Origin of the sequence: Pseudochryseolinea flava (genome assembly GCF_003286915.1) — a bacterium.
GTDB classification, from domain to species: domain Bacteria; phylum Bacteroidota; class Bacteroidia; order Cytophagales; family Cyclobacteriaceae; genus Ohtaekwangia; species Ohtaekwangia flava.
The window spans coordinates 117251-143395 of the sequence record NZ_QMFY01000015.1 but is presented as its reverse complement, the minus strand read 5'-3'; the positions used below and the strand labels follow the sequence as shown (position 1 = coordinate 143395).

Below are 26145 nucleotides of genomic sequence, written 5' to 3'. Positions count from 1 at the left end.
AATTAAAAGTCCATTTTGCATCGGGGATTTTACCTATGGATCTTTGGATGAACATACTGGGGTGGGTCGGCTCAATTTGTGTAGTTGCTGTATACGGTCTCAATAGTTTTCAAGTCATCAAAACGACGTCGCCGCTTTTCTACATCATGAATTTGGCAGGTGGTCTGTTGTTGATCTTATTCTCAGTTTACAAGGAGGCGTACCCAAATGTGTTTATCAACGTTGTTTGGGTGATTATTGCCATTCCCGGTTTAATTAAATCATTTCGAAAAGTGTAATGCAGCTCGCACAAAAAAATATTTGGATTCAAAAAATCGTAGCGGGTGTTTCGATCTTACTGCTCGTTGTAAAGATTGGCGCTTATTACTTGACGAACTCCGTTGCCATCCTCACCGACGCGATGGAGGGCATTGTAAACATCATTGCAGGATTCGTGGGATTGTACAGTTTATATCTCAGCGCAAAGCCGCGTGACGAAGATCACCCTTATGGCCACGGCAAAATTGAATTTATCTCCGCTGCGCTTGAAGGTTCAATGATTCTGGTCGCTGGTGCAATTATTTTTTACCACGCTATCAAAAATCTGTTTTACCCAGCCGAAATGCAGCAACTCGACGTGGGCATGATCCTCATTTGCATCACCGCGATTATCAATTTTTTCGTGGGCGCTATCTGCTTACGCGCGGGAAAAAGAAGCGATTCCATTGCACTTATTGCCAGTGGAAAGCACTTGCAGTCCGACGCCTACACCACCATTGGAATTGTTGCTGGATTGATCATTGTGTTCTTTACGAAAGTCATTTGGCTCGACAGTGTAATCGCGATCATCGTTGCCGTCATTATCGTTAGAACGGGCTATAAAATTATTCGCACATCCATCGCAGGTATTATGGACGAATCTGATCGCGAGCTGTTGGTGAAAATGGTTGGCATGTTAAACAACCATCGCCACTACAACTGGGTGGACCTGCACAACGTGCGTATCATCAAATACGGGAACGTACTTCATATTGATTGTCATCTTACAGTGCCATGGTTTTTGAACGTGCACGAAGCTCACCGCGAGATTGACGAGCTGACGGGATTAGTACGAGCGCGTTTTGGTAGAACGATCGAATTTTTCGTTCACACAGACGGATGCCTACCCTTCCAATGTCGGCTTTGTGACAAGGGTGACTGTGCTGTCCGCCATCACGCTTTCGAGAAAAAAATCGAATGGACCGTCGAAAATATTTCCTCTGACCAGAAACATCGGCTAGACTAATTTGGCCGATGTCTCCAGATAACGGATAACTGATAACCAAGAGATTATCCAATCTCAATCACAACATCATCTGTCAAAGGATGTCCCACACAGGTGAGTACATATCCTTCGGCGCGTTCCGATTTAGATAATCCCTCTTCTTCATCAAGTTTCACCTGACCCGATAGACATTTACCACGACACGCTGTACATAAACCACTCTGACATGAATAAGGAAGATCGATACCCTGATCCAATGCAGTTTGAAGAATGGTAGCATCTGGCTGCACGACAAACTTGAATTCTTGGTTATCGTAACGAACAGTTACCTCACGCGCTTGCAGTGCGCCTCCAGCGGCGGCAACCTCATCCTTCTTCGCATCTTTGATCGTACCCTGGACAAAGCTTTCTTTAAAGATCTTGTCTTGCGGAATTTTGCGTTCAGCGAGTAAACCTTCTACGTTCTTCATCATGCCCTCTGGTCCGCACATCAAGTAGGTTGTCTTATCAATACCCCAATCAGGAATGCGTTCAAAAAGCTTTGTGAGCATATCGTGATTCAGCAAGCCCGAGTAACCTTGCCAGTTCATCGGTGCATTATCGAGCACATGGATGACGTGTAGACGCCCTTCATACTGCGTCTCTAATTTCTCTAGCGTTTGCTTGAAGATGATGCTATCGATATCACGGTTGCAGTAGATAAGCGAAAGAATACTTTCAGGTTCTTGTGTAAGAATGCTTTTAATGATCGACATCATGGGCGTAATACCAGAACCGCCGGCAAACATGATGAGGTGGCGTTTACGCTTCGCATCAAACTCCGTGGTAAACTGTCCCATCGGCTCCATGATTTTGATCGTTTGTCCGGCCTTCAAATTATCAGGAAGCCAGTTAGACATCAACCCTTGATCTACGCGTTTCACGGTAACAGCAAGGTCGGCGTCTGTAAATGGTGAAGAGCAAAGCGAATAAGCACGGCGCACCTCTTTACCTTGAACCGTAGTAATGAGTGTTAAAAACTGACCCGATTTATAATTGATCTTCGTTTGAGGCTGTTCGAAAACAATGCTAATGGCGTCTTTCGTTTCCTGAACGATCTGCTTAACCTTAAGGTCATAATAATGCGGGCCCGCTGGTGCTGCCTCTTTCTTTTCTGATTTCTTGAAAAAGCTAAATGCCATACTGAATTGCTAATTTTTTAAGTTATTCAACATAAGTCCCTGCTAATTAACAACAAAGAAAACCTATGCCGGTTCTGAAACAGGCACAAAAGTAAGGAGGAAAAGGTTAATTTTGGACTTTAACTGAATTACCGTGCAATTAAATCCACTTACTGCCATCTCGCCCGTTGACGGCAGATATTTCGAGACTGTAAAACCGCTCGCGCCTTACTTCTCTGAAGCAGGGTTGATCAAGTACCGCATCCAGGTTGAGATTGAATACCTCATCAACATGTCGGCAACCGTTCAAGAGTTGGAAGACTTCCCTATTCACCAACTGGTAGAGATTCGCAAGATCTACAAGAATTTTACAGAATTCCACGCGCAGGAAGTTAAAGACATCGAAAAAACAACCAACCACGACGTGAAGGCGGTTGAGTACTACATCAAGCGCGAGTTCGATCGACTGAAGCTCGATCAGTTCAAAGAATTTGTTCACTTCGGATTAACCTCTCAGGATATCAACAACACGGCAATCCCGTTGTTGCTGAAAGAGTTCATGGAGAAAGAATATTACAATATCATCGATAGCCTCCTCACCAAACTTAACCTCCTGGGCAGAGATTGGAAAGATATCCCAATGCTTGCATTCACCCATGGACAGCCTGCTTCACCAACACGTCTTGGTAAAGAGATCATGGTTTTTGCAAAACGTTTAGAGAAACAATTGCAGCAACTAAAAACTGTACCACACGCGGCTAAATTTGGAGGCGCAACAGGTAATTTTAATGCCCATCACGTTGCTTATCCTGACATCGATTGGAATAAGTTTGGCGATGAGTTCTGTACACACCTCGGGCTTTCGAGAAGTTATCCGACGACGCAGATCGAACACTACGATAATCTTGCTGCATTGTTTGACAACATCAAACGCATCAATACGATTTTGATTGATTTCAGTCGCGACATGTGGCAGTACATTTCGATGGAATACTTCAAACAAAAAATCAAAGAGGGCGAAGTTGGTTCTTCAGCAATGCCTCATAAAGTGAACCCTATTGACTTTGAAAATGCGGAAGGGAATCTCGGTTTTGCCAACGGCATATTTGAATATCTCTCGGGTAAACTTCCTATCTCGCGTTTGCAACGTGACCTCACCGACTCGACGGTATTAAGAAACATCGGCGTGCCGATGGCGCACACTTACGTGGCCATTCATTCATTATTGAAAGGCATCAACAAATTAGAATTAAACAGAGCAGCTATCGAGCGCGATCTCAATGAAAACTGGGCTGTCGTTGCCGAGGCTATTCAAACTATTTTGCGTAAAGAAGGATATCCCAATCCTTACGAAGCATTGAAAGCACTGACACGCAAGAATGAAAAAGTAACACAAGAAAGCTTGGCTACATTTATCGATGAGCTGAAGATTTCTGATACCTTAAAAACAAGGTTAAAGGCAATCACTCCGTTTACATACACCGGCATTTAGTAAGCCGATTTAATCGTTCTATCGTTCATTTAAACATATCAGTCCAAAGCAAGCGTAAATTCATAGGAACTTGTACTAAATTATAGTAAAGCAAACCTTATGAATTTACGTTATGCCATTTCAATGGTAGTCATCGTCAGCGTCATCTTGCTGTTCGATGGTTGCAAATCTGACGACGACGAGCCACAAGTAGACACTCCTGTTATCGAGAGTTTCTCACCGACATCCGGCATCCTCATGGATGAAGTTACTATCAATGGTAAAAACTTCAACACTTCAAAAGATCTCAACATTGTCAAATTCAACGGCATCATCGCCGAGGTGTTAACATTTTCCCCCACACAACTTAAAGTCGCGGTTCCTGCTTCTGCTACTACTGGGCCGATCACGGTAGAGGTCTTACAAAAGGTGGGCAAAAGTGAGACAGATTTCATGGTGCCTACACCTGAAATTATCGACGTGACTCCATTGCTTGGCGGAGAAGGACTTCCTGTAGTCATCACGGGTGAGAATTTCTCGGTAAAAACGCCGACGCTTAACATTGTAAAATTCAATGGTACAATAGCTGAAGTCTTGAACGCCTCTGCGAATGCATTGGAAGTCGCCGTACCTGCGGGAGCAACAACAGGAAAGGTGACGGTAGAAGTTGGCGTGAACAAAGGAACCAGTGCTGAAGAGTTTGAGATTTGCAATGATGCTGAACTGATCATTGTGAGTGCTACAGCAGAACTCACGGATGCCACCAACACACATGCGATTATCGTGGTAAAAAATGTAGGAAAACAAACGATCGATCTTACGCAGTGGGCTTATCAAAATTATGCTTCGAAAGACAACATGGTTGGCGATGATGCCGGTGGTGGCGGATCGTTCATCTTTGAGAATGTGACCTTAGAAACTGGTGAACAATACACGATACATGCATATGCAGGCTTGTCTAACAGTAGCCTGTACAACTATTTTATCATCAACCTATATGTTCCCAATGGAGAAACAGTAGCGGAATGTTACAGTGACAACAACTCCATCATCGTTCCCTTGGAAAAATAAACATTTGACGCTATGGCAAATGGCGGTGTGTCCGAGCGTATCGGCACACCTTTTATTTTTCTTCAGGCGTATACAAAAGCTTTTTGGAAGCAAAATCGAAAAGGGTTAACCTTCGAAGATTGTAATACGCTGTCCAAAAGCTTTTCAATGCTTGTAGATAACTACGTTTCGCGTCATCTTTTTCTGTGAGCGCGATATTTAAGTTTGTTATATCAATCTTCCCGATCAAGTAGCGATTCTGCGCGACGTTATATCGCTCCGCTGCAACCTCATCTGCTTTTCGGGTGATATCAATCTGTAATCGAAGCATCTCAAACTGTCGAACTTGCGTCATTATTTCCTGCTCGAAGGTCACCTCATCTTGGGCAATCACATAATCGTTAAGCTTTTTATTTGCAATAGCTGTACGCATTCTTGCCTTGTTACGTCCCCAATCGAGAACCGGAACACTTAGGGTGAGGTTAAATTGCTGAAGCTCTTCTGGTTTAACGTAGATGTCGTCTAATCTCGGACCGGTATTATTCAAACCATACGTCGCAGAAAGATTAGTTGAGAACCTTTGCCCACGCGCCACAGCAACTTCTCTATCTGCCTCAATCCTGCGACGCTCAAACGCGATATAGGCAGCACGGTTCCCCCTTGCATGTTCTAGCGCTTCATCGACCGTCAATGTGAATTGTGGTATCAATTCAGGTAACAACAATTGCAAACTCTCCTCCTTTCGAAGTCCAATAAACGAACGTAGCAATAAAGAGGAGGTCTCCATATCAAGATTCGCTTGTGCTACATCTTGTCGTGAGCGCAGCAACTGAAGTTCTACCTGTAAAAGTTTATCCAAAGAAGTCGTACCAATATTATATCGACCTTGCTCTATTTTATAGATCGTGTCGTTGTTAGCCAAATTGAATTGTGCTATTTGAAGACTTACCTGCGCTTGCATTACATCAAAAAAACGGTCAACTGCCTCCTGAGAAATAAACTCCATTTGCTCCACAAACTCACGCTTCGATTCCTCATATCGCAAAGGCTCTGTCTTCTTGTCCCACCGGAGTGGGTTGAATGAAAATAACGGTTGGTCTAGGCGCAGGTTCATTACATCGCCCCGCCATAACTGACCGTCATCCAAAGCAAAATTGTTGAAGTAATTCAGGTTGCTGTTCGCAGATATCGTGCCACCTGTCCATGGGATAGGTTGAAGAAGACCGAGATTCAGATAGTTATTGGTCTGTTCCACTGTGGGATATTCAACTGTTCCATCAGGCTGCGGCGCCTCTACTACAGCCTTTTGATAACTCGGCGAACCGTTCAACCTCAGCTGCGGATTATAATTCGTCTTGAACACGCGGAACTGCCAGTAACGGTTCTCCTTGCGTGTCTCGGCCTGTTTGGCTGCGGGAGATTCTCCTTTCGCGCGAATGATAATATCATCTAACGATAAAGAATCTTGGGCTTGAAGCGTAGTCATACTAACAGCGACGCTAAAAAATAAATACACCAATTTTTTACTCATGACGCAATGAAGTAATAGGATCTTGACTAGCAGCTTTATTTGCGGGGGCGATCCCGAAGATCAACCCGACAGATGCCGCTACACCGAATGAAATGAGAATAGATAAAAAAGTAATGACTGTTGGAATTCCTAAAAATAAAGACACGCCTACAGCGATACCAATACCAAGCATCACGCCTATCACACCCCCTGTTACACTGATCATAATCGCTTCAAACAAAAACTGCTGTACAACGTCACTTTTCTTTGCGCCGATAGAAAGCCGCAATCCTATCTCTTTGATGCGCTCCAATACCGATGCTAACATAATATTCATAATGCCAATACCTCCTACCAACAAAGAGATACATGCAATCGCCAATAATACACCATTGAAAATTTCATTGGTACGTTGCTCTTGCTTTAATAACAACTCAGGAATCTCGATTTCATAATCAATGACATCGTAGTGTCGGCGCTGCAATAATCGAGAAATAATCTCCGCCGTGATCGATAGCTGTTTGGTGTTGTCTATTTGTACAACAAGACGATCGATCTGATGATAATTTTTCTTTTCTGCTTCCGACTCGGGAGAAGACTGCGTTCCACTATTAAACATGCCGCGACTACGCATCGACTCTTTACGGATTGCCTCAGCCGTAACTTTATCGCGATTCTTATAACGAACCAAAACAGATTGGACAGGCGTGTACACATCCATATTGAAATCGCGAATACCAAGCTTGCTTATGCTGTTGGATGAAACAGCGCGTTCCGTCAATACGCCAATAACGGTAAGCCAATGTTGGCCAACTTTAATATTCTTTCCGATCGGATACTCTGTTGGAAAAAATTTCGCTTTGATCGAACTGCCGATCACACATACTGGCGCGCCTACTTTCAACTGCTCTTCATTGAACATTTGCCCATCTTGCAGCGAGAAGTTAAAGATCTCAAAATATGACGGTTCAATACCCACAAGTTTCGCAGACCGACGAAGCCCCTTGCGGATGACATAGGTATCTAAGATGATTTCTGGACTTACACTCGTCACACTTGGAATCACGTCCGTGATACTTTCCATATCACGCGTGGTGAGCCCAGGAGAAAACTTCTTCTTTTCCTTTTGCCCAACAGCTTCTTCTATTTTCTCCTCTTTCTGCTCGGCGATGGGTTTAATAACAATATTATTTACCCCGACCAATTTGATCTGTTCTTGTAGCTCTCGCTGTGCGCCATTACCAATGGCAAGCATGGCAATTACAGCCGCGACACCAAAGATGATTCCTAGACCTGTAAGAAGTGAACGAACTTTATTGGCAACAACCGCACCGACTGCGATTGAAAAGTTTGCCATGACACGTTGTGAAAACATGCGATTAGTTTTGGACTGATGCTGTCGGTACTACTTTCTTCTGCTCTGTTTCTGCAGGCTTCTCCTGCTGATCTTCCTTCTTCCGCTTACCATTCATCTCTTTTAACAAGGCAACTTCCTCTTCCTCCAAACCTGCAGGAACGGATAAATAAACTTTATCTTCAAGTGTCAGTCCGCCCAGAATTACAACATCATTCGCATTGGTGTGACCGATCATGACTTCCTGCTTTACAGTCTTCAATCCTTCAACTTTGTAAACGAATGTGACGGTATCGGCTTGGCTATGCAGACTTTCTAATGGAATATACAGCGCGCTGTCAATAACGTGCGCAACGATACGGTTACTGGTCGTCATCGATGGGCGAAGGGTTGGATCTGTGCCGGCAATTTCAACAGCTACTTCAAATACTTTGGCATCCGAATTCGGACGCTGCTCACCAACGTTGGCAACTCGAATCACTTTGCCTGACAATTTTTTATCTGGATATGCATCCAGGCCGATGTCAACACTTTGACCAGCCTTAACTTTACGAACATCTACTTCATTCACATACGTCTTAGACATCATCTTTGTGAGATCCGGCAACGTCGCTACAGTAGGCTCCCACATGTTGATTTGAGATCCTGCCTTGATTGGTTTTCCGTCCCAACCTTTTTCATAAATCACCATACCATCCTCAGGTGCAGTAACATTGAACGCTTCCATCACCTTCATCATCGCGCCAAATTCATTTTGCACTTTCTTTAGCTCAGCCGAAACTTCACGCATCTTTTCAACATTCTGCTTCTTCTTGATTTTATAGTTCTCTTGAGCCTGTTCGTATGCACGTACCGCTTTCTCTAGATTGATTTCATTTTGTTTGATGGTTGCTGGCGGCTCAAACTTCGATTGATCCAAGATGATCTTCTTTTCTTCGTAGCCGTATTTCAAATTGATCAGCTCATCACGTGACTGGCGCATTTGCAACGTTGTGTCCAACTGAGTCTGTACGAACTTGGAGTTTGCCTTTTCAAGCTCGATCTGTTTTTCATTAAAGCGGTTTTGGAATTCAGAGCGATCAAGTGTGGCCACCCATTCTCCTTTTTTAACAACCGTACCTTCGTCTATAATATTTTGAATGGTAACATTCCAGATTCTGAAATCACGAAGCTGAGTCGGCCCCAAGATTTTAACCGAGTTCTTTGCTTCGAGCTCGCCCGTAGTTTCGATTTCAACTTTAAACGGCCCGCGTTTCACCGTTGCCATTAACGCCTCTGCCGCCCCTGCCTGCTTATTCCTGAAATAGAATAATAAGACCAGAATGACAACGACGAGCGCGCTTGCACCAATGATTAGATTTTTTTTCTTCATGACAAATTGAGGTTGAGGCATAAATAGTTAACCGAACAACGTTAGGATATACAACTTCTAAGTACTGAAAAAGATTGTATAGGTTACAGAATATATTTAACCATCGGCCGAAAGAAACGTTCAACGGCAACGTTTGTAAACAAATCTTAAACAAAAATGCCGGTCTGACTTCTCAAACCGGCATCTTTTAAGCGTCATGAACACTTTAACTATTGGTTTGCGCCCTTTTTGACGATAATCTTAGACAATGCTGTGGTCTTATCAATTTTACCAGCGGCCAAATCTTTGAGCACCGTTGCTTTAATATTTAACTCTAACGACGCTGGAATTCCGCATTCTGGGCAACGTGTAATGCGTGCCTGAAAGATCAATGATTCATCATCCTTTAAGCTTTTCACCGTTTTACCGTATTCAAGTATATTTTCTTTTAATTCCTGCTCGAACTTAGGATATAACTCAGTAACCTTTTTGTTACGGGTATCCAGGTCAATATTGCTTAGCCCTACCGTTGGCATATCATATCGATCATAGCCTTGTTGCCCATTGGTGCTGAAGGTTTGCATGTAGAAGATCACGCCGAAATTCTTCAAATGCTCGTAATAGATGTTATCCTCAGTAAAATAGGTTTTGGATAAATCTGCACGGTAAAGTCTGTTGAAGATGCTGCTCAGGAGTTCAAGATCTGGCTCTACTTCGTCAACAGTTTGCGTATTGGTCAACTTGATCTTCGCCAACAACTGCGGACGGGTTAGTTTACCTTGTTTGTATGCGACGAGATCTGACTTCTGTGCTTCCGCTGAAAGCAATGTTCTTTTCTGTGCGCCAAAGATTCGCAAGTTGTACATGCGTTGCTGCGCACCTTGATTGGTAATCATGATCTTTTCTCCGGTAGGCACTGCCGTTAGCAAGTCACTGTAATCGGCAAGGAATGTTTTCGCAGCGTCAAGCACACGTGTATGATACGACTCGCGTACACTGTCCATATCAAGTCTACGTTTCTTAGAAGCTCTGTCTTGTAACTTTTCCGTGTCCTTCCCTGAAGCGTTGTTGTTGCTTGGATTTTGGCCGATGATCACGTCTTCATTATTTGGATTACTCACCTGAAATTGTCCTCCATTTGAACCACTGTTGTAGATCATCATATCGCCCGGATCCGAGAAAATTATCGGCACTGTAAAGTCTGTGGGAATTGTAAAGGTGATTCCGTATCCAGCCTGATAGTTGCCATCTACTTCGATCGCAAGAAAATTGCGTTCCTTACTGAATTGTTGTTTGATCAACGTCGCCAACACATTTTCTGCTACTTCTATATCACGGTTCATCCGATCGTCATTCGTTTGTTGGGCCAATCCAACAGTCACCATGAAAATCGAGAGAACCGCACTGATCAATAATCGCATTGCTTTCATACTTAATTTATTCTTAAATGCTCTGATAATTGCTTAATACTTTGTTTCTTTTGTTTGGACCGGTGCCCCTACCGTTGTGATAATACTCGATAGAATTTGCTGGGTTTCTTCTTTAAACACACTTGTGTTTTGCTCAAGGCTATTCAATCGGGTTTCTACCAATTGAAGGTCGTCATTACGTTGCTGCTTCAAATACTTCGCAAAATCCACAAGTAGGTTCTCGATGTATTCCTTCTGCTCCGAGTTTGTGAGCTCGAAGTAATTTTTCACCATAGCAACATTTTCTGTTTGCAGTGATGTTACATACGATCGAATTTGATCCTGTGAGGCTGTCGACGCTTCGCGTACCAACCGATCGATCTTACCGGAGTTCGTCGCTAAGTTATGACGAATCGATGCATCTAATTTTTCTTGCGACGCATTCCATGATGTTTGCATGGCCGCGTTATTCTGCTGAAGCGATGTATTAATCATCTTCTGCACGTCTTCAGCATTGATCGATGCTACTTGCACAGGAACTTCTCGTTGAGGTTTCGTCGGCTCTCCGAAGCTGAGGGTAAACTGATTCCCAGCAGTGCTTACACGAATGTCGGTTAATCGCCCCACGATCATCAGCAGTAACAACGTAGCGGCTATGCTCATTACCGTCTTAAATACGGACGACTGCCAGAAGTAGACTTGTCTACTATTATCGCCCACAAATATCGGAGGTGCAATTACTTCTTTGTCGCTTACGCTACTCATTACCCCGCGCAATCTTTTAAAAGACTCGTACTCCTCTCGGGCCGCGGCATTCGTTAGCAGGTATTGTTCTACTTTTTCGCGTTCAACGCCTTCGAGTTCGCCATAGAGGTATGACAGCCAATCGTGTTCTTGTGGTTTATAACTCATAGCCTAATGTATCTTTTGTCAAGTTCTTTTTTTCGAGAATTTTCTTCAATCCGTCAAGTCCATAATACATTCGAGACTTCACTGTGTTTTCAGATATGTTCAACACCTCAGCGATCTCCCGAAACTTCAGTCCCTCGTACTCTTTCATGATCACCACCTCACGCTGCTCTTCACTGAGTTCTAACAAGGCCTCTTGCAAGATTTCTGAAAGCTCAGACTGATGGTATTGACTCTCAGGATTATGATGACGGTGTCCGGAACCTTCCCATTGTGGTGAATCTTCAGCTTCTTTATTCCACACAATGTCGAATGATAACGCGCGACTACCTTTTCTTCGGCGGGCTTCTTCGCGGCAGTAGTTTACGGCGATTTTATAGAGCCAGGACTTGAAACGGGCCACATCCTGGAGACCTGCCAAACTGCGGCACATCGAGATAAATGTTTTCTGAGTTGCTTCCATGGCCAGGTCGTGATCCAAGAAGAACTTATAGCTGAAGTTATAAATTCGCTTGTACCACAGCTGCACCAGCTTTCCTTGGGCGTTCTGGTCCCCTTGTTTTGCCCGGGTAATAAGGGTATCAGAATGCATCATCGCGATGTCGACTAAAGTTTCCGCCATGGAAAAGGTTTGATTTTGCGCCGTTTTACCGGTTTCTAATACAAAGATGATGACCTTGCTCGGAAAGTTTTAACACTAAAGAGATTTTTTAGGGCGATCCTCCGCGACAAACCGGGCCGGGCTATCCGCTATACTGCTACCCAGAATTCTCGGGGCGCGGGTGCCGCTCCTATTCCCTTATTGCGCCCTAACCAACTTGAACACTTGAACACCTGAACACTTGAACACTTTCTATTATCTTTGCCCGCTTTATGAAAAAGATAATCGCCTTTCTTATCCGTTATGTACCGCGGAAATATCTCCAAAGAGTAGCGGGTGTAGGCTTAAAAATAGCATCCCTATTCTATCGTGGAAGCGCCGTTCAATGCCCTGTATGCAACACTGGTTTCAGAACGTTTCTCCCATACGGGCGTATCAATCCAAGACCAAACGCCTTGTGCCCAAGTTGCCTCTCCCTCGAACGACATCGACTGATCTGGGTGTATCTCAATGAAAAAACTGATTTTTTCAAACGCAAGCTGAAAGTGCTACACATTGCCCCTGAAGCATGCTTCATTACGCCGTTCGAAAAAATTCATGGCGAGGGCTACATCACCGCTGACATTGAATCACCGCTGGCAAAGGTGAAGATGGATATCCATTCAATTCCTTTTTCTGAAAACACATTCGATGCGGTACTTTGCAACCACGTACTCGAGCATGTGCGTGACGACATCCAAGCGATGCGCGAAATTCACCGCGTACTTAAACCCGGTGGATTCTCCATTCAACAAGTTCCTTTTTTTAATCCCGTCCCTGCTACGACGTTCGAAGATAACACCATCACCGATCCACGCGAACGCGAAAAAATCTTCGGACAAGATGATCACGTTCGGAAATATGGTCACGACTACGGCAAGCGTATGCAAATGGCGGGTTTGAACGCAATTGAAGATCCGTTTGTGAACGAACTTAGCGACGACGTCCGTCAGAAATTTGGATTGGTAAAAGGCGAAATCATTTTTGTTGGCAGAAAGTCGTTGTAGAGAGCTTCAAGTTAAAAGATTCAAGTTACAAGCTTCAAGTTACAAGCTTCAAGTTAAAAGATTCAAGTTACAAGCTTCAAGCTACTAGTGTCCGGTGAATTTTTAGTTTTGCAAATAACCCACGTTTTTATCACTAATAGATGTTTTTTGAAGTGCGTAAAAAAGAGGGGCTCAAAAAATTAAAATTTAATACAGCGTGCGCGTGGCCCAACTTAAACGCGGGGGAGCCCCGGCATGTGCGATGGGCAGCATGTTTAAGTTTCCCCTTTTTCTTTTGTTACTTTTCTATTTGGGGAAGCAAAAAGAAAAGTAAGAAGAGGATGATGCATGAAATAATCAGACGGACTCAGTAGAACGTTCAAAAGTTGATAAGAGTAGATTGCGATCCGGTTTTTCGGGCCGCTATGAAAAACTTTCTCCGGACACTTAATAGCTTCAAGTTACAAGCTGTGGGTTACAAGCTATGAATTGGGGCAATCCCGCGCGGCGGGCCGGGCTATCCGCTAAACTCCTCGTGCCAGCACGCCTTCTCGCGCTACTGCGGTGTACCGCTGCTATCCCTATTGCATTTTCTGCAGCATTACTCAGCGCAACTCCGCTCCGGCAACTCATGGCGGTCAAAAAACCTGCGTCTTTTAGGCATCCGTTACCACATCCCAGCAACCTCATTTGCCAATAAGGTAAACCCATCGTATTATTAACAAAGCATTTATCGCGACCAGCTGCAAAAACTCGAAGCTCGCAGCTCAAAACGCGAAGCTTGCATTATGAACGCTACCATTCTCCTCATTGCTTGTCCTGACCAGCCCGGACTCATCTACAAAATCACACAAGTCATTTTCAAACACAACCTCAACATCATTAGTAACGGTGAGTTTGTGGAAAGAAATTTTAACTATTTCTTCATGCGTACTGAGTTCTCAGGAGACGTCGATGTGGCATTGTTCACACAAGAGCTAAAAGCGTTTTTATCAGACGAAGCGTTTATCAAAATTTCTCCACGGAAAAAACGCGACATCGCCATTCTTGCAACCAAAGAATACCATTGCTTGAGCGACCTTTTGGTACGACATGCTTTCAACGACCTCGATGCAAATATTAAATGCGTCATCAGCAATCATCAAAACCTCGAAGACCTTACCAACAAGTTCAACATCCCTTTTCATTATGTACCGGCAGAAGGTCTTGAGCGTACCGAACATGAAGTGGCGCTGCTAAAGATCATCGAAAATTATAATCCTGAATTTCTGGTGCTCGCGAAGTATATGCGAATTTTATCACCGACATTCATTGGCAAGTTCAACAACCGAATCATTAATATCCACCATTCATTTTTACCGGCATTTGTCGGCGCAAATCCTTACAATCAAGCGTATGAACGTGGCGTGAAAATCATTGGTGCGACCGCTCATTTCGTGAATGATAACCTTGATGAAGGACCAATCATTGCGCAGAGTGTCATTCCTGTAGCACATAGCCACAGCGCAAAAGAAATGGCACAAGCGGGAAGAGATGTCGAAAAAATTGTTTTGGCAAGATCACTGAAGCTTGTCTTAAGCGACAGTGTTTTCGTTTACAAAAACCGAACGATTATTTTTGATTGAGTTCCATTACAAAATCTTATCACTGATTTTGTAACAAAGTCCAACTTGCAGGTTTAGGCTATGATTCTTTAAGTTGACATCCTCGTACACGTTCGTGAGTCCCACATTTTGTTGCAACCCAATTTTAACATCGACATTTTGTTTTAAAGGGATGTACATACCGGCATTAAAACTTAATCCGGCGTCTAACGACTGTAGATCGAGATTTGATTTACTACCACGATCATCACGCGAAAAGCTCACAGCATTTAACAGCACGGAAACATAAGGCCCGAATGAAAACGTCCATCGTACTCGCGTTCCACCCTCAAAACCATAATTAATAGGGATAGTCAAATAGTTAAATCGACGAATTATTTTAGCAGTACCTGCATCTACCATTGGATCACCACCATCAATGTACCGGTACTGCCCAGACTTTAACACATCGCCTTTCTGCTCATACACCAATTGTCCATAGAGAAATCTTCCATCACGACGGAGGTTAAAGCTAACGCCACCACCAACTGTGAAACCAAATTTTGAAGATGGACCATCATCAGATCCGTCGGCGCCCCAGGTAAAACTATGATTCGGGCCAATTACAGCTTCAACACGAACTTGCGCCGAAATCACAGAGACCGTCGAGCAAAATAAAACCAGACTTACAATTCCCCTTAACATCATTTCAAAATTTAAACGACGTACCGACAAATAAATTCAATGCGTTTGTTCTAAAGCTCCAGTTTCCCTTTGATAAATCTTTCAATCCAAAGTTGTCTTGCAACCCAATCCGAATGTCACATTTGTCACTAACGGGAATGTATAACGTGTACACAATTGTTGCACCAAAATCAAAACTCTTGAAATTCGGATTTCCGTCGCCATTGAATGACTCACCATGTCCGTTTTTCGTAACGGTTTTTTGAGTAATGAGACTACTTACAAAGAATCCACCCGCGACTTGCATTCGGACGCTACCGCCAAACTCATAACCAAGTGTAACGGGAATGGAGATCGAATTCAACCGGGTATAAATCGTACCCTCGCCTAACGAGATGTTGTTGTTATCTCTAAATGCAACTTTCTCCTGTGCGCCCTTTCTTTCATAAAGCAATTGGGCATTAAGCGATAGGTCATCGGATATACCATAAGAAGCACTTATGCCGCCGCCGATACCAATTTTCGGGTCGTAAAGATCGATTGGAATTTCAGAGCGAATAGACATTAATCCAGGTCCTACAAACACATCTACACGCTTAAGTTGTGCCACCGTTAGACTTATCGTGGACATCATGATGACGATTGTCATCCAGAAGATTTTATTTTTCATTAGGGTTCAATAATGCGTAAAGATAGATATTTGACAATAACTACGAAAGCAGTACCCTCCACGCATCCTCAACGCGCCCCTCAGCAATGTATTGTTTTGCCAAGCGATGAATTTCATCTGTCCCCCGCGCTTTTGCATTTGCATACGCAGGCAAATGCGCTACCGAAATATCTGTCGGAAGTTTTTCTACATTCCCTAAAATACCGAGATCATTTCCGCTTAGAACGGAACTGTTGCGAACTGCTTCCGGAATATTATCAAAGCCCAAACTCGCGCGGTCCAATGGCTTCGGCACTTTAAATATCGAATCACCTTGCACGCGACAATACCAGTCGCCTCCAAGTCGCGCGACAGCATCAAGCTTAAAAGGATCTATTCTTCCGTCGTTATCTAAGATTTCATCCTTCACATGCATCATTACCACTTCGCAGATGACCAAGTTGCCTGCGCCACCCTGATCGCCAGTGCGAATCACTTGTAAAACTTTACATTCCATCGATACAGGAGATTCCTTCACCCGAGGTGGCTTTACTTTTAGAGACGGTACTTCTGTAAAGCCAGCTTTTACAAATTCATTTACACCCTTCGGAAATTCTGCGCTTGCAAGGTTCGCCTGTTGCACCATATCATACGAAACGATGTTGATGACTACTTCGGCAACTTCCTGCACGTTCTCGTATGTGTTCTTTACAGTATTGTCTCGGCCTCGGCGCGCAGGTGAAAAAATTAACAATGGTGGATTAGACCCAAAGCAATTAAAAAAACTAAACGGACTAAGATTAACATTCCCATCTTTATCGACGGTACTCGCAAACGCAATTGGACGTGGCGTTACGGCACCAAGAAGCAAGGCATGTATTTTCGGAATTGAAAGATCTTTGAAATCGACTGTCATATGAAATGAAGTTAGAAGTAAGCAGTTGCAATCACATTTTTTCCGACGTCGTTGTTTCCACAACATCAACTGGCTGCACTGCTTTCGGTAAGGTGATTAGATGATAAACAAAAATGAGAATCAAGATACATGGCAAGAGGTATGCGCCGTACTTGAATCGACTTCCTGTGTGGCTGTAAGTCCAGGAAGAAAAGTCGATACCTGTTTTCGCAACAACCGCCGATGCCGCAACAATCAGTATCAGAAATATAGCTAGCGATACTGTACGCTTAAGGGTACCGTTGCGCACAAGCCAACGTACGATTTCTCCAATAAAAACCGCGACGCCAACCACACATGACACGGTTAGTAAGGTCTTTGGAAAAGTTCGGAGGTAATGATACTTGTAAATGATCAATCCAATTTTACCTAGCACGTTTGGACTTCGCAGCAGTACACTGTCGAGAACCACCAATGCGGCTACGAACAGATAAAACACAAATCTATTTTTCATACAACTTACATTATCACGCTACTCATGCGAAGCAAGTACCTTACCCGAACACGAACCGAACCCGATACGCACACCATTCTTTTCAGCGTGGCCACGAATGATTAACGTATCGTTGTCATGAAGAAATGTTCTCGACGTGCCATCCGACAATGTCAAAGGCTTTTCACCATTCCAACTCAGTTCAAGCAACGATCCATACGATCCCGGTGTTGGTCCACTAATGGTTCCCGATGCGTACAAATCACCGACTTGTATATTGCAACCATTCACGGTATGATGCGCTAATTGCTGCGCCATGTTCCAATACATATACTTAAAATTCGATTTGCTGATCGAGGTCTCTTTCCCTGCTTTCGGTAGAACAAATACTTCGAGATGAATATCAAAATTCCGTATACCGGTAAAAGTTAAGTATGGTAATACAGGAGGATCTTGTGTTGGCCCTTCAACACGAAAAGGTTCGAGCGCATCCAGTGTGACTATCCACGGGGAGATCGTCGACGCAAAGTTTTTAGAAAGGAATGGGCCAAGCGGAACGTACTCCCATTGCTGAATATCGCGTGCAGACCAATCGTTGAATAACACCAAGCCAGCAATCATATCTTCCGCGCCTTCCGTTGTAACGCGATCGCCCAGTGCATTCTCGCCGCAGGTAATGAATGCAACCTCCAATTCAAAATCCAATTTCCGAGAAGGACTAAAGATTGGCGAGGCTACATCAGGTGGTTTAATTTGTCCTTTCGGTCTACGAACTGGTGTACCTGTAACGACGATTGACGACGCACGCCCATGATATCCCACCGGTAAATGTTTCCAGTTTGGTAACAGCGCATTTTTAGGATCACGAAACATCGAGCCGACGTTGGTAGCATGTTCCTCGCTACTATAGAAGTCTGTATAGTTTCCAATGCGCACCGGCATTATCATTTCTACATCGTGCATGGGAACCAAGGCAATCTTTCGTGACGCATGATCGCGCAGAATATGATTCTCTGCCTTCAATAAATTGCTAAGACATTCCCGAACTTCTCGGATTTTTTTTCTTCCCAGCGAAAGAAAATCATTGAGGTATTTTTGATGGAAAACTTTATTGGGCAAATCCACAGAATCTAGGAATCCATGGTCTTGCAAATGAGCAAGATCAACAACGTACTCCCCTATCGCAACACCAGCAACTGGACTGCGATTGGAAGTTTTAAAAATTCCGAAGGGAAGATTTTGAATAGGAAAATCAGACAGCGGTGGTACCTCCACCCAGCTTTTGCGGTTTGGATCGTTTGATGAAAGCATTTGGAAAGATAGAAAAAAGCAGCGAGCGCTTTCCAAACTTTTAACGGTTCGTACAACATTCCGCTGCTTTTCTTCAACTTACAATCGCTCTTGTTAGTAATAAGCGCACCTTGCATGTGCTATCCCTATTCCCAAAACTTTCGCCCTTCAACTCTCGCCAACTCCGCATTGGCAAGGCAAGCTTGATATTGATATTGCAATTGATTTAACTGACTGCGCTGCAAATTTGTGGTTGCAAACACCAGGTCAACAGACGTTGCCACGCCGCGGTCGTAACGCACCTGGGTAAGACGTTGCGCCTCTTGCGCGGTTTCAATTTGTATCATCGCATTTTTTAATTGTTCATTATAAGCACACAGATCTGCATTGGCCGATTGCCAATCTTTTAGCAGTGTCGCATTCAGATTTTGTTTTGAAATCTCGCTTAACTCCATCGACTTTCTCGCAAGCGAAACATTCTGACGAATACGGCCTCCTTGGAAAATAGGAATCGACAAGGTGACGCCCGCCAAGTAGTTGAACCTGAACTCGTCGATATCGGGTTGATATCCGTTACGCATACCTGCACTCGCTTGAAAATTTAAGCTGGGCATGCGGTTACGCTGTGCTAATTTAAAATCCGCTGAAGATGCTGTGATTCGCTGATCTGCGGCGATGAGATCAGGGTTGGCAACCGCCGAAAATTCAGTAGTGGATGCAAATTGAAAATCAAACTCAACGCCCGAAAGTTCCGCAGTTCTGCCTGTTGTATACTGTAGCAGCGCTTGCTGACGATCGTACTGACGTTGAAAATCCACTTTGCGATTCAACTCTTGGTGAATAGTATTATCAATATTAGAAAGATCTACTTTCAGCGCATCCCCTTGCTTAAGTTTGTTCTCGATAAGCGTTCTGTTCTTAGTATAGGACGCGATTACTGAGTCTTGAAGAATCACCGCCTTCTTCAAGTAAACAAGCGAATAATAAATATTAACAACTTGTGTGGCGAGTTGCAGCTTTGCGGCCTCTGTGTTTTGCTTCGTAACAAGTAAATCAACTTTTGCTTTTTCAATCTGAGCTTGTGTTCTACCAAAATCCCAGATCACTTGATTCAAACCAACATTAACATTGTAGTTGTTGTTCGGCTGAAATTGTATTGTACGTGTTTCCGTTGCACTCACTGGGAATTTCGTTTCACCCACCGGATCAATGTAACTATACGATGCATTGCCACTGATTACGGGGAGATATCCACTCTCTGCCATTCCTACACGAATCTCCCCGATCTCAGAAGCTTTGCTAAGCTCTTGCAGCTTCGGTTGATATTGAAATGACTCTTGAATAAGCGCTCGCAATTCTGCGTTGGTCTGTGCCAACACATGGGTTGTAAAAGCTAGCGCGACAATTGAAAACAATATTTTTTTCATAATCTTTTGACTAATGACTTTCTTCTGAAATTTTCTGCATGGTGGCTTTATCCATCTTCTGCCGCTTCAGCAAGAACATGATTGGAATGGCAGCCAAGAAAAATATACTAATGAGTTTAAATCCATCGAGGTATGAAAGCAAGTAACTCTGTTTCATCACCACCGAATCTAAAATCCCATAGCTCAACCGTTGTGCCGACGACGGATCGAAACCTTGCACACCTAAATTCGCCTGATAACCGGCAAGTCGCTCTAACATTTCGGGACTTGATTCCTGAAGGTTACTCACGAGGTCAGTGCGATGCGCAATGTAGCGGTGTGCTACGTAGGTGTTCATCACTGCGATACCAAAAGCACCGCCGAGTTGACGAATCATATTGGTGAGCGCGATACCCGATGGCAAGTCCTTCGGATTGATACCAATTACAGCTTGGTTAATCAGCGGAACGGTTAAGCATGCTGTACCGATACCACGAAATATTTGCGGCATGGTGAAAAATTCTAAGCCAGCATTTAAGTCCGCTAACGAAGAAGTATAACCATGAAGAATGAAACAAATACAACCGACCACGACATAATAAATTGGCGACAAGCCATTCTGCAATGTTTTGCCAATAATGGGCATGCAAAAGATTGCAACAATTGCCCCCGGTACCAATCCAAACCCAGCATCCGTTGGCGTGTATCCAAGGATACGTTGCACCAACACTGGGAAGATGAAAACAGAGCCGAATAAACCGAATCCCAAAACAAATGTCAGGATATTACTCGCGATCAGGTTCTGGCTCTTCAATACCCGTAAGTTGATCAACGGTTGGGCTACTGTAAGTTGGCGATAGATAAAAGAACCCAGTCCAAATATTGCCGCTGCCGTTAAGAGAATGATTCCTGTATCTTGAAACCAATCCTCTGCTTCACCGCGCTCCAACACATACTGTAAACTTCCAATGCCCACAGCCAAGAATATTATTCCCAGGTAATCAATGTAAACATCTTTCCGCGCCGCCAGTTGTTCTTCTGTATCGTTCGGAACAAAACGTAAGGTTAACAGCGCTGCAACAATTCCAAAAGGAATATTGATATCGAAGATCAATGGCCATGAGTAGTTGTCAACGATGATACCGCCCAATGTTGGACCAATCGTTGGGCCGAGTACAATGCCCATTCCAAACATGCCTGCTGCCATCGGACGTTTTTCTGGCTCAAATGCATCAAACAAAATTGCTTGTGATGTCGAAAGCAATGCGCCGCCACCAACACCTTGTACAAATCGCCAGATGATCAATGACAATAGGCTTCCCGCATTTCCACACATGTAAGATGCGATCGTAAACAAGATGATCGAATAGAGGTAGTAATTTTTTCTACCGAACAATCGTGCAAAAAATCCGGTCAAAGGAATGATGATCACGTTCGCGATAGCGTAAGCGGTAATCACCCATGATGTATCCTCGATGGTAGCACCGAGGTTACCGCTAATTTGCGCAAGCGCAACGTTCACAATCGACGTATCGATCAATTCCATGATCGCTGCCGAAATCGTTGTGAGTACGATGATAACCCTTGCAAAACCTTTAACGGCCATATCAGTTAACTTTAACTTCTACTTCTGCACTCAGTCCGGCACGAAGCAATCTTTTATATTTTTCAGGATGTACAATATCAATCCGAACAGGAACACGTTGGGTTACTTTCACAAAATTCCCAGTAGCGTTGTCTGGTGGTAATAAAGAAAACTTTGCACCCGTTGCCTGACTAAACGAACTGATGCTCCCCTCAATGTCGAGGTCCGGATAGCCATCAAGTTTAATGGATACATGCTGACCTTCTTTCATTTTCTCGAGCTGCGTTTCTTTAAAATTCGCGACAAGCCAAAAGCGTTCATCATTTACGATAGAGAACAACGGCGCACCAGGATTAATGTATTGTCCACGTTCAACATTACGCTTTCCGATTTTTCCTGACACTGGCGCCGTAATGGTGCAATAGGTGAGTTTCAACGTTGCTGTTTCTAATGCCGCACGACGAATGTCAATCAACGCTTGTGCTTTCTTGATCTGTGCTTCTCCTGTAGCAACCTGTGTAGATGCTAAGTTAACCTGCTCCAAAGTTACGGCGTATTGTTTGCTTGTTGCATCAAAATTCGATTGTGAATCTTCACTTTGTTTTTGCGTGATTGCCCCTTCTTTTACGAGTGCCTCATCGCGTTTAAGATCGTTTTGCGCTTTATCAAGTCTCGTCTTTTGAACCGCGGCATTTGCTGCAGCAACACGTTTCGCTGCTAAACTATTTTGATACGCAGCCTGTGCATTCGCCAAATCTGCTTCGGCATTCATCAAGTCTGCTTTTGCTTGCATAACCGCAAGACGATATTCGTGATCGTCTATTTTAATTAAGGTAGTACCCGCCTGTACGTGCCCATAGTCATCTACTTGCAGAGAATCGATAAAACCAGGAACACGCGAGATGACCGGAACTGACCGCGATTCAATCTGTGCATTGTCGGTCGACTCGTATTGCATGCGGTGAATTAATGATCGAACGCCAAAGAAGGCTCCAATCGCCAATACGCCAAGCACGATAAAAATTGCTGGGCTTTTCTTTTTTGGAGGGGTAGTATTTTCCATAAACTTTTTGCTTTTCTGAACCGTTATACGGACAAAGGTAAACCAAGTTGACTATTTTAGTCAACTTTATTGACTAAATTTTTTTTACTACTTTTGTCACAAGCGATTGAAAAATGAGTCTGGATCAGAAATTAAGGGATACGGAGTATTTAAGAACCCATAGTTGGGGCAAACTAATCACGTTGCTAAAACGTCAGTTTGATCATTGGGCAACACTAAAGCTCACCGAAAACGGTTACGACGAATTCAAAACCGGTTATATGCCTGTGTTGATGAATATCAGTCTCGATGGTACCAACAACAATGAGTTGGCGAAGTTAGCGCGCGTAACAAAACAAGCGATGAGCAAAGTATCACGAGAGTTGATCGACCTGGGATTTATAAAGACGAAAACAGATCCGACAGATAAGCGCAGTACCATCTTTATTCTTACAGAAAAAGGAAAAAAATTAGTGATTGAAGCGCGCTTGTGTGTCAAGGACTTAATGGATGAATACAGAATTTTAATCGGCGCTGAAGATTACGACAAGACATTACAGACATTATTACGTATTTTGGAGTACACAGATCAGAAATTACAACGCGAACATCATGAGTGATACTCTTCCGGCAGCTTTTGCGCAGACTATGCAACAGCAGCTTGGTTCGAACTGGAAGCAATTTGCAGAAGCGATTCAAAAACCATCTCCGATTAGCATTAGATTCAATCCTTCAAAAATAGAATCGGTCCCCAATCTAAAACCTATTCCTTGGACATCCCTTGGATTTTATCTTTCCGAACGTCCTCTATTTACGCTCGATCCTCTTTTTCACGCGGGAACATATTACGTGCAAGAAGCAAGCAGTATGTTTATCGAACATGCACTGAAAAAAAATGTAGATTTTCAAAAGCGATTAAATGTACTTGACCTCTGCGCTGCGCCTGGCGGAAAGTCTACATTACTTGCGAGCCTTATAAACGAAAATAGTCTATTGATTTCAAACGAAGTTATCCGATCGCGCGCGTCTATACTGGCGGAAAATCTCCAGAAATGGGGTAATGACAATATCGTGGTTACCAACAACGATCCCGAAGATTTTCAAACGTTGAATGGATTCTTTGATGTCATTGTTGTTGATGCGCCTTGCTCTGGGGAAGGACTTTTCCGAAAAGATCCTGACGCGATGAAAGAGTGGTCGGAAGAAAATGTTGACCTCTGTTCGAAACGTCAACGACGAATTGTTGCAGACATTTGGCCTGCACTGAAACAAGACGGTATCCTGATTTACTCGACCTGTACATACAACAGGCTTGAGAACGAAGAAAATCTCCAATGGATAAAAAACGAACATGATGTCGAGTTTCTTGCTGTTGACACAGACTCATCTTGGGGTGTCCAAGAAATTATTGAAGACAAAGTCAAAGGATATAGATTTTATCCACACAAAGTAGCTGGAGAAGGATTCTTCATGTCTATTATTCGAAAAAAGGAGTCTGAAGACACCACAAAAATAAAGGCGTCTAAGAACACGTTCGGCACACCAACGAAGAAAGTAATGGATTCGCTGGTGAAATGGATCCGTCATGCGGAAGAAAAACAATTCATTCAACGCGACGAACTCATTCAATTTTTCCCGAAAGCATTTACCGATGAGATCGCATTCTTCTCCAAAAATTTCAAGCTCGTCATCGCGGGTACGTTTACAGCGAACGTCAAACAAGAAAAACTCATTCCCGAGCACGCACTTGCCATGTCGAATGCACTAAATGGCGATCATTTTGGAAAGATCGATATGCCGTTAGATCAAGCTCTGAAGTATCTCAGAAAGGAGACATTACCGTCGGATGGCAGTAATCTTGGATTTAATCTAATCACCTACCAACATACACCGCTCGGCTGGGCGAATGTATTGTCTAACAGAATCAACAATCTTTATCCTGCAGAGTGGCGGATCAGGATGAAATAGTGATCGCTTGATCGTGTCTAAAGAAAAAGCCGGCTACTTTCGTAGACCGGCCTAAGGAACCAACCTCACAGTGCATCAAGCACCGAGTTGCCAGACAGAAGGCAACTCTCCTAAAAATCTTTCTCCTAAAAAATTTATCTAGCTAACCTTCAAATGACTTGTAAGAGTTCTACTACACCATCCGGTAGAGCCACACCACTAAAAAATATCCCAACGCAGAACACCTTTTCATAGTAGTTCGAATTCTTCAAAGCCAGAGGCAATGCACTAATCGACAATGCAGTAAAAGAGATGGCGAACACCACGCTTGCCAGCAACACAACCCACACGCCTGGCAACCAAATGATCCCCGCCATACTCAACAGACTTACGATAGCACTTGCATAAAAGGATTTCTCCAGTCCGAGTTTATTTACCCAAGTACTAACCGGTAGTGAAAGAACAGCAGACAACAGCAAGACCATAACCACTTGTAACTTACCATCGAGTGCCGTAACGTCCGACAGCTTTGCATCGAGTGTTTGCGGAAATACATTGAACAGAATTGTGGTGCATAATCCCAGGGCAGTTCCAAGTAACATGATCATACCATACCTCGACTTTCGGTTATCTTTTTGAAAAGAATCTACTGGAAACGACTCTTTGTTGTTCGTTGTGCTGAACAGATCAAATAAGTTTTTCTTCAATGCATATCCTGAGAGCAACACAACAACGCCACCCGTAATAAATGTCAACGGTGCGCCTAGTGTATCAATGATGTCGACAATAACCGGTTCAATGGCATAAATCAAATTAGCAACGATGGTCATAATCGCCATCGCCTTTGGGAGTTTGTCCACAGGCACAAATAGCTCCATCGTTGAAAGCGCTGGACTCGTGAATATGCTCATCGCAATGAGCCAAAGCACGATCAACACAGGTAGTATCCACTTAAAAATTTCACCAGGATTACTGAACAACGTGAAGGCTACTGCCATAAAAATCATCGCGGCAAAACTAATTCCCGCCATGATCACCGGTATTCGATGACCTTGTTTGAAACGGTATCGATCACCAAGTCTTCCTGCCAATGGTGGTGTGATAACCAAAATGATCGCTTCAACAGCAACCAGTAAGATTGTAAAATCGGTAAAATTGAATTTAACCAGAAGCTTTGGCTGATAGTTTTGATAGGCTATCCAACCAATGACTACCGATGCGTAGAGCGCGACCAAACTCCAAAGTTGTTTCCAACGCGCTGTCGATGACGATGTCAAATGCTGTTGGGGTATTGAGAATGTGTTCATTTCTGTGTGGGTTACACCTTCATCTACGCAGCGCAAGCCCATCCCGGATTTGAGGAAGTACTCATTTCCAAGATTCCTTTTCCCAAGACCCGTGTATGATAGCATAAAACTCACTGACTTTCAGCAATATAGAGCATACCTATTTTTTTTCATTTTCGACCCAAGCGCGATAACGGATAAC

General features: G+C 43.6%; 24 protein-coding genes. 8 read left to right on the top strand and 16 right to left on the bottom strand.

Features of this window, described 5'->3' with window-relative positions; genetic code table 11:
* The first annotated feature begins 35 nt into the window (after nucleotides 1-35).
* Entirely contained in the window at nucleotides 36-278 is a 243-nt protein-coding gene (locus tag DQQ10_RS22630) for a CBU_0592 family membrane protein (RefSeq protein WP_112749213.1), read from the top strand.
* Nucleotides 278-1264 carry a cation diffusion facilitator family transporter gene (locus tag DQQ10_RS22625; RefSeq protein ID WP_112749212.1) on the top strand — a complete coding sequence of 329 codons (987 nt, stop codon included), beginning with the start codon at nucleotides 278-280 and terminating at the stop codon, nucleotides 1262-1264. Before DQQ10_RS22630 ends, DQQ10_RS22625 begins: the two co-directional genes overlap by 1 nt.
* 44 nt (nucleotides 1265-1308) lie before the next feature.
* On the opposite strand, the gene DQQ10_RS22620 is transcribed toward DQQ10_RS22625, so the two are convergent.
* Nucleotides 1309-2424 (bottom strand): ferredoxin--NADP reductase, encoded by a 1116-nt coding sequence (locus DQQ10_RS22620; RefSeq protein WP_112749211.1) that lies wholly within the window; start codon nucleotides 2422-2424, stop codon nucleotides 1309-1311.
* A 133-nt stretch (nucleotides 2425-2557) separates the two neighbouring features.
* Between DQQ10_RS22620 and purB the strand changes: the two genes are divergently transcribed.
* Entirely contained in the window at nucleotides 2558-3895 is a 1338-nt protein-coding gene (gene purB / locus DQQ10_RS22615; protein WP_112749210.1) for an adenylosuccinate lyase, read from the top strand.
* A gap of 99 nt (nucleotides 3896-3994) precedes the next feature.
* Nucleotides 3995-4945, top strand: coding sequence for an IPT/TIG domain-containing protein (locus tag DQQ10_RS22610; protein WP_112749209.1), 951 nt, complete (start codon nucleotides 3995-3997; stop codon nucleotides 4943-4945).
* 52 nt (nucleotides 4946-4997) lie between these two features.
* Here the strand turns inward: DQQ10_RS22610 and DQQ10_RS22605 are convergent, their stop codons facing one another.
* From DQQ10_RS22605 to DQQ10_RS22580, 6 genes are all read right to left on the bottom strand, one after another.
* The gene (locus DQQ10_RS22605; RefSeq protein WP_112749208.1) at nucleotides 4998-6455 is read right to left on the bottom strand and encodes a TolC family protein; all 1458 of its coding nucleotides are present in this window, start codon (nucleotides 6453-6455) and stop codon (nucleotides 4998-5000) included.
* Nucleotides 6448-7809, bottom strand: a complete 1362-nt coding sequence (locus tag DQQ10_RS22600) for an ABC transporter permease (protein ID WP_112749207.1) — start codon at nucleotides 7807-7809, stop codon at nucleotides 6448-6450. The genes DQQ10_RS22605 and DQQ10_RS22600 overlap by 8 nt, the downstream gene beginning before the upstream one ends.
* Nucleotides 7810-7813: 4 nt before the next feature.
* On the bottom strand, nucleotides 7814-9160 hold the full coding sequence (locus DQQ10_RS22595) for an efflux RND transporter periplasmic adaptor subunit (protein WP_112749227.1): 1347 nt from the start codon (nucleotides 9158-9160) through the stop codon (nucleotides 7814-7816).
* Between the two features lie 209 nt (nucleotides 9161-9369).
* Nucleotides 9370-10569 (bottom strand): hypothetical protein, encoded by a 1200-nt coding sequence (locus DQQ10_RS22590; RefSeq protein ID WP_112749206.1) that lies wholly within the window; start codon nucleotides 10567-10569, stop codon nucleotides 9370-9372.
* Nucleotides 10570-10602: 33 nt separating this feature from the next.
* The gene (locus DQQ10_RS22585; RefSeq protein WP_112749205.1) at nucleotides 10603-11460 is read right to left on the bottom strand and encodes an anti-sigma factor family protein; all 858 of its coding nucleotides are present in this window, start codon (nucleotides 11458-11460) and stop codon (nucleotides 10603-10605) included.
* Entirely contained in the window at nucleotides 11450-12079 is a 630-nt protein-coding gene (locus DQQ10_RS22580; protein ID WP_245970504.1) for an RNA polymerase sigma factor, read from the bottom strand. Before DQQ10_RS22580 ends, DQQ10_RS22585 begins: the two co-directional genes overlap by 11 nt.
* A 251-nt stretch (nucleotides 12080-12330) precedes the next feature.
* Between DQQ10_RS22580 and DQQ10_RS22575 the strand changes: the two genes are divergently transcribed.
* Both DQQ10_RS22575 and purU read left to right on the top strand, forming a co-directional pair.
* A complete protein-coding gene (locus tag DQQ10_RS22575; protein ID WP_112749204.1) occupies nucleotides 12331-13104 on the top strand; it encodes a class I SAM-dependent methyltransferase in 774 nt (257 codons plus the stop codon).
* Nucleotides 13105-13871: 767 nt separating this feature from the next.
* The gene (gene purU / locus DQQ10_RS22560) at nucleotides 13872-14708 is read left to right on the top strand and encodes a formyltetrahydrofolate deformylase (RefSeq protein ID WP_112749201.1); all 837 of its coding nucleotides are present in this window, start codon (nucleotides 13872-13874) and stop codon (nucleotides 14706-14708) included.
* Nucleotides 14709-14714: 6 nt separating this feature from the next.
* Here purU and DQQ10_RS22555 read toward each other — a convergent pair whose 3' ends face one another.
* The 8 genes from DQQ10_RS22555 to DQQ10_RS22520 form a co-directional block, all read right to left on the bottom strand.
* Nucleotides 14715-15374 carry an outer membrane beta-barrel protein gene (locus tag DQQ10_RS22555; RefSeq protein WP_112749200.1) on the bottom strand — a complete coding sequence of 220 codons (660 nt, stop codon included), beginning with the start codon at nucleotides 15372-15374 and terminating at the stop codon, nucleotides 14715-14717.
* A gap of 1 nt (nucleotide 15375) precedes the next feature.
* Nucleotides 15376-16020, bottom strand: coding sequence for an outer membrane beta-barrel protein (locus DQQ10_RS22550; RefSeq protein ID WP_112749199.1), 645 nt, complete (start codon nucleotides 16018-16020; stop codon nucleotides 15376-15378).
* A gap of 40 nt (nucleotides 16021-16060) precedes the next feature.
* Nucleotides 16061-16915, bottom strand: a complete 855-nt coding sequence (locus tag DQQ10_RS22545) for a flavin reductase family protein (protein ID WP_112749198.1) — start codon at nucleotides 16913-16915, stop codon at nucleotides 16061-16063.
* 31 nt (nucleotides 16916-16946) lie between these two features.
* Nucleotides 16947-17408 (bottom strand): hypothetical protein, encoded by a 462-nt coding sequence (locus tag DQQ10_RS22540; RefSeq protein ID WP_112749197.1) that lies wholly within the window; start codon nucleotides 17406-17408, stop codon nucleotides 16947-16949.
* An 18-nt stretch (nucleotides 17409-17426) separates the two neighbouring features.
* Nucleotides 17427-18698, bottom strand: a complete 1272-nt coding sequence (fahA, locus tag DQQ10_RS22535; protein ID WP_112749196.1) for a fumarylacetoacetase — start codon at nucleotides 18696-18698, stop codon at nucleotides 17427-17429.
* A 125-nt stretch (nucleotides 18699-18823) separates the two neighbouring features.
* Nucleotides 18824-20104 carry a TolC family protein gene (locus tag DQQ10_RS22530; RefSeq protein ID WP_112749195.1) on the bottom strand — a complete coding sequence of 427 codons (1281 nt, stop codon included), beginning with the start codon at nucleotides 20102-20104 and terminating at the stop codon, nucleotides 18824-18826.
* A gap of 10 nt (nucleotides 20105-20114) precedes the next feature.
* Nucleotides 20115-21689, bottom strand: coding sequence for a DHA2 family efflux MFS transporter permease subunit (locus DQQ10_RS22525; RefSeq protein ID WP_112749194.1), 1575 nt, complete (start codon nucleotides 21687-21689; stop codon nucleotides 20115-20117).
* Between the two features lies 1 nt (nucleotide 21690).
* The gene (locus tag DQQ10_RS22520; protein WP_112749193.1) at nucleotides 21691-22731 is read right to left on the bottom strand and encodes an HlyD family secretion protein; all 1041 of its coding nucleotides are present in this window, start codon (nucleotides 22729-22731) and stop codon (nucleotides 21691-21693) included.
* Between the two features lie 113 nt (nucleotides 22732-22844).
* On the opposite strand from DQQ10_RS22520, the gene DQQ10_RS22515 reads away from it, so the two are divergent.
* Together DQQ10_RS22515 and DQQ10_RS22510 are read left to right on the top strand one after the other, a co-directional pair.
* Nucleotides 22845-23330, top strand: a complete 486-nt coding sequence (locus DQQ10_RS22515) for a MarR family winged helix-turn-helix transcriptional regulator (RefSeq protein ID WP_112749192.1) — start codon at nucleotides 22845-22847, stop codon at nucleotides 23328-23330.
* Nucleotides 23323-24678, top strand: coding sequence for a methyltransferase RsmF C-terminal domain-like protein (locus tag DQQ10_RS22510; RefSeq protein WP_112749191.1), 1356 nt, complete (start codon nucleotides 23323-23325; stop codon nucleotides 24676-24678). Before DQQ10_RS22515 ends, DQQ10_RS22510 begins: the two co-directional genes overlap by 8 nt.
* A 149-nt stretch (nucleotides 24679-24827) precedes the next feature.
* Here the strand turns inward: DQQ10_RS22510 and DQQ10_RS22505 are convergent, their stop codons facing one another.
* A complete protein-coding gene (locus DQQ10_RS22505; RefSeq protein WP_165824062.1) occupies nucleotides 24828-25964 on the bottom strand; it encodes an MFS transporter in 1137 nt (378 codons plus the stop codon).
* Between the last annotated feature and the right edge of the window lie 181 nt (nucleotides 25965-26145).

Bases quoted from the DNA above. Each gene is read 5' to 3' on its own strand.
- DQQ10_RS22520 (WP_112749193.1), bottom strand. From the start codon at position 22,731: ATGGAAAATACTACCCCTCCAAAAAAGAAAAGCCCAGCAATTTTTATC.
- DQQ10_RS22540 (WP_112749197.1), bottom strand. From the start codon at position 17,408: ATGAAAAATAGATTTGTGTTTTATCTGTTCGTAGCCGCATTGGTGGTT.
- DQQ10_RS22510 (WP_112749191.1), top strand. From the start codon at position 23,323: ATGAGTGATACTCTTCCGGCAGCTTTTGCGCAGACTATGCAACAGCAG.
- DQQ10_RS22550 (WP_112749199.1), bottom strand. From the start codon at position 16,020: ATGAAAAATAAAATCTTCTGGATGACAATCGTCATCATGATGTCCACG.
- DQQ10_RS22595 (WP_112749227.1), bottom strand. From the start codon at position 9,160: ATGAAGAAAAAAAATCTAATCATTGGTGCAAGCGCGCTCGTCGTTGTC.
- fahA (WP_112749196.1), bottom strand. From the start codon at position 18,698: ATGCTTTCATCAAACGATCCAAACCGCAAAAGCTGGGTGGAGGTACCA.
- DQQ10_RS22625 (WP_112749212.1), top strand. From the start codon at position 278: ATGCAGCTCGCACAAAAAAATATTTGGATTCAAAAAATCGTAGCGGGT.
- DQQ10_RS22580 (WP_245970504.1), bottom strand. From the start codon at position 12,079: ATGGCGGAAACTTTAGTCGACATCGCGATGATGCATTCTGATACCCTT.
- DQQ10_RS22610 (WP_112749209.1), top strand. From the start codon at position 3,995: ATGAATTTACGTTATGCCATTTCAATGGTAGTCATCGTCAGCGTCATC.
- DQQ10_RS22525 (WP_112749194.1), bottom strand. From the start codon at position 21,689: ATGGCCGTTAAAGGTTTTGCAAGGGTTATCATCGTACTCACAACGATT.
- DQQ10_RS22530 (WP_112749195.1), bottom strand. From the start codon at position 20,104: ATGAAAAAAATATTGTTTTCAATTGTCGCGCTAGCTTTTACAACCCAT.
- DQQ10_RS22555 (WP_112749200.1), bottom strand. From the start codon at position 15,374: ATGATGTTAAGGGGAATTGTAAGTCTGGTTTTATTTTGCTCGACGGTC.
- DQQ10_RS22605 (WP_112749208.1), bottom strand. From the start codon at position 6,455: ATGAGTAAAAAATTGGTGTATTTATTTTTTAGCGTCGCTGTTAGTATG.
- DQQ10_RS22545 (WP_112749198.1), bottom strand. From the start codon at position 16,915: ATGACAGTCGATTTCAAAGATCTTTCAATTCCGAAAATACATGCCTTG.
- purU (WP_112749201.1), top strand. From the start codon at position 13,872: ATGAACGCTACCATTCTCCTCATTGCTTGTCCTGACCAGCCCGGACTC.
- DQQ10_RS22600 (WP_112749207.1), bottom strand. From the start codon at position 7,809: ATGTTTTCACAACGTGTCATGGCAAACTTTTCAATCGCAGTCGGTGCG.
- DQQ10_RS22630 (WP_112749213.1), top strand. From the start codon at position 36: ATGGATCTTTGGATGAACATACTGGGGTGGGTCGGCTCAATTTGTGTA.
- DQQ10_RS22515 (WP_112749192.1), top strand. From the start codon at position 22,845: ATGAGTCTGGATCAGAAATTAAGGGATACGGAGTATTTAAGAACCCAT.
- DQQ10_RS22620 (WP_112749211.1), bottom strand. From the start codon at position 2,424: ATGGCATTTAGCTTTTTCAAGAAATCAGAAAAGAAAGAGGCAGCACCA.
- DQQ10_RS22575 (WP_112749204.1), top strand. From the start codon at position 12,331: ATGAAAAAGATAATCGCCTTTCTTATCCGTTATGTACCGCGGAAATAT.
- DQQ10_RS22585 (WP_112749205.1), bottom strand. From the start codon at position 11,460: ATGAGTTATAAACCACAAGAACACGATTGGCTGTCATACCTCTATGGC.
- DQQ10_RS22505 (WP_165824062.1), bottom strand. From the start codon at position 25,964: ATGAACACATTCTCAATACCCCAACAGCATTTGACATCGTCATCGACA.
- DQQ10_RS22590 (WP_112749206.1), bottom strand. From the start codon at position 10,569: ATGAAAGCAATGCGATTATTGATCAGTGCGGTTCTCTCGATTTTCATG.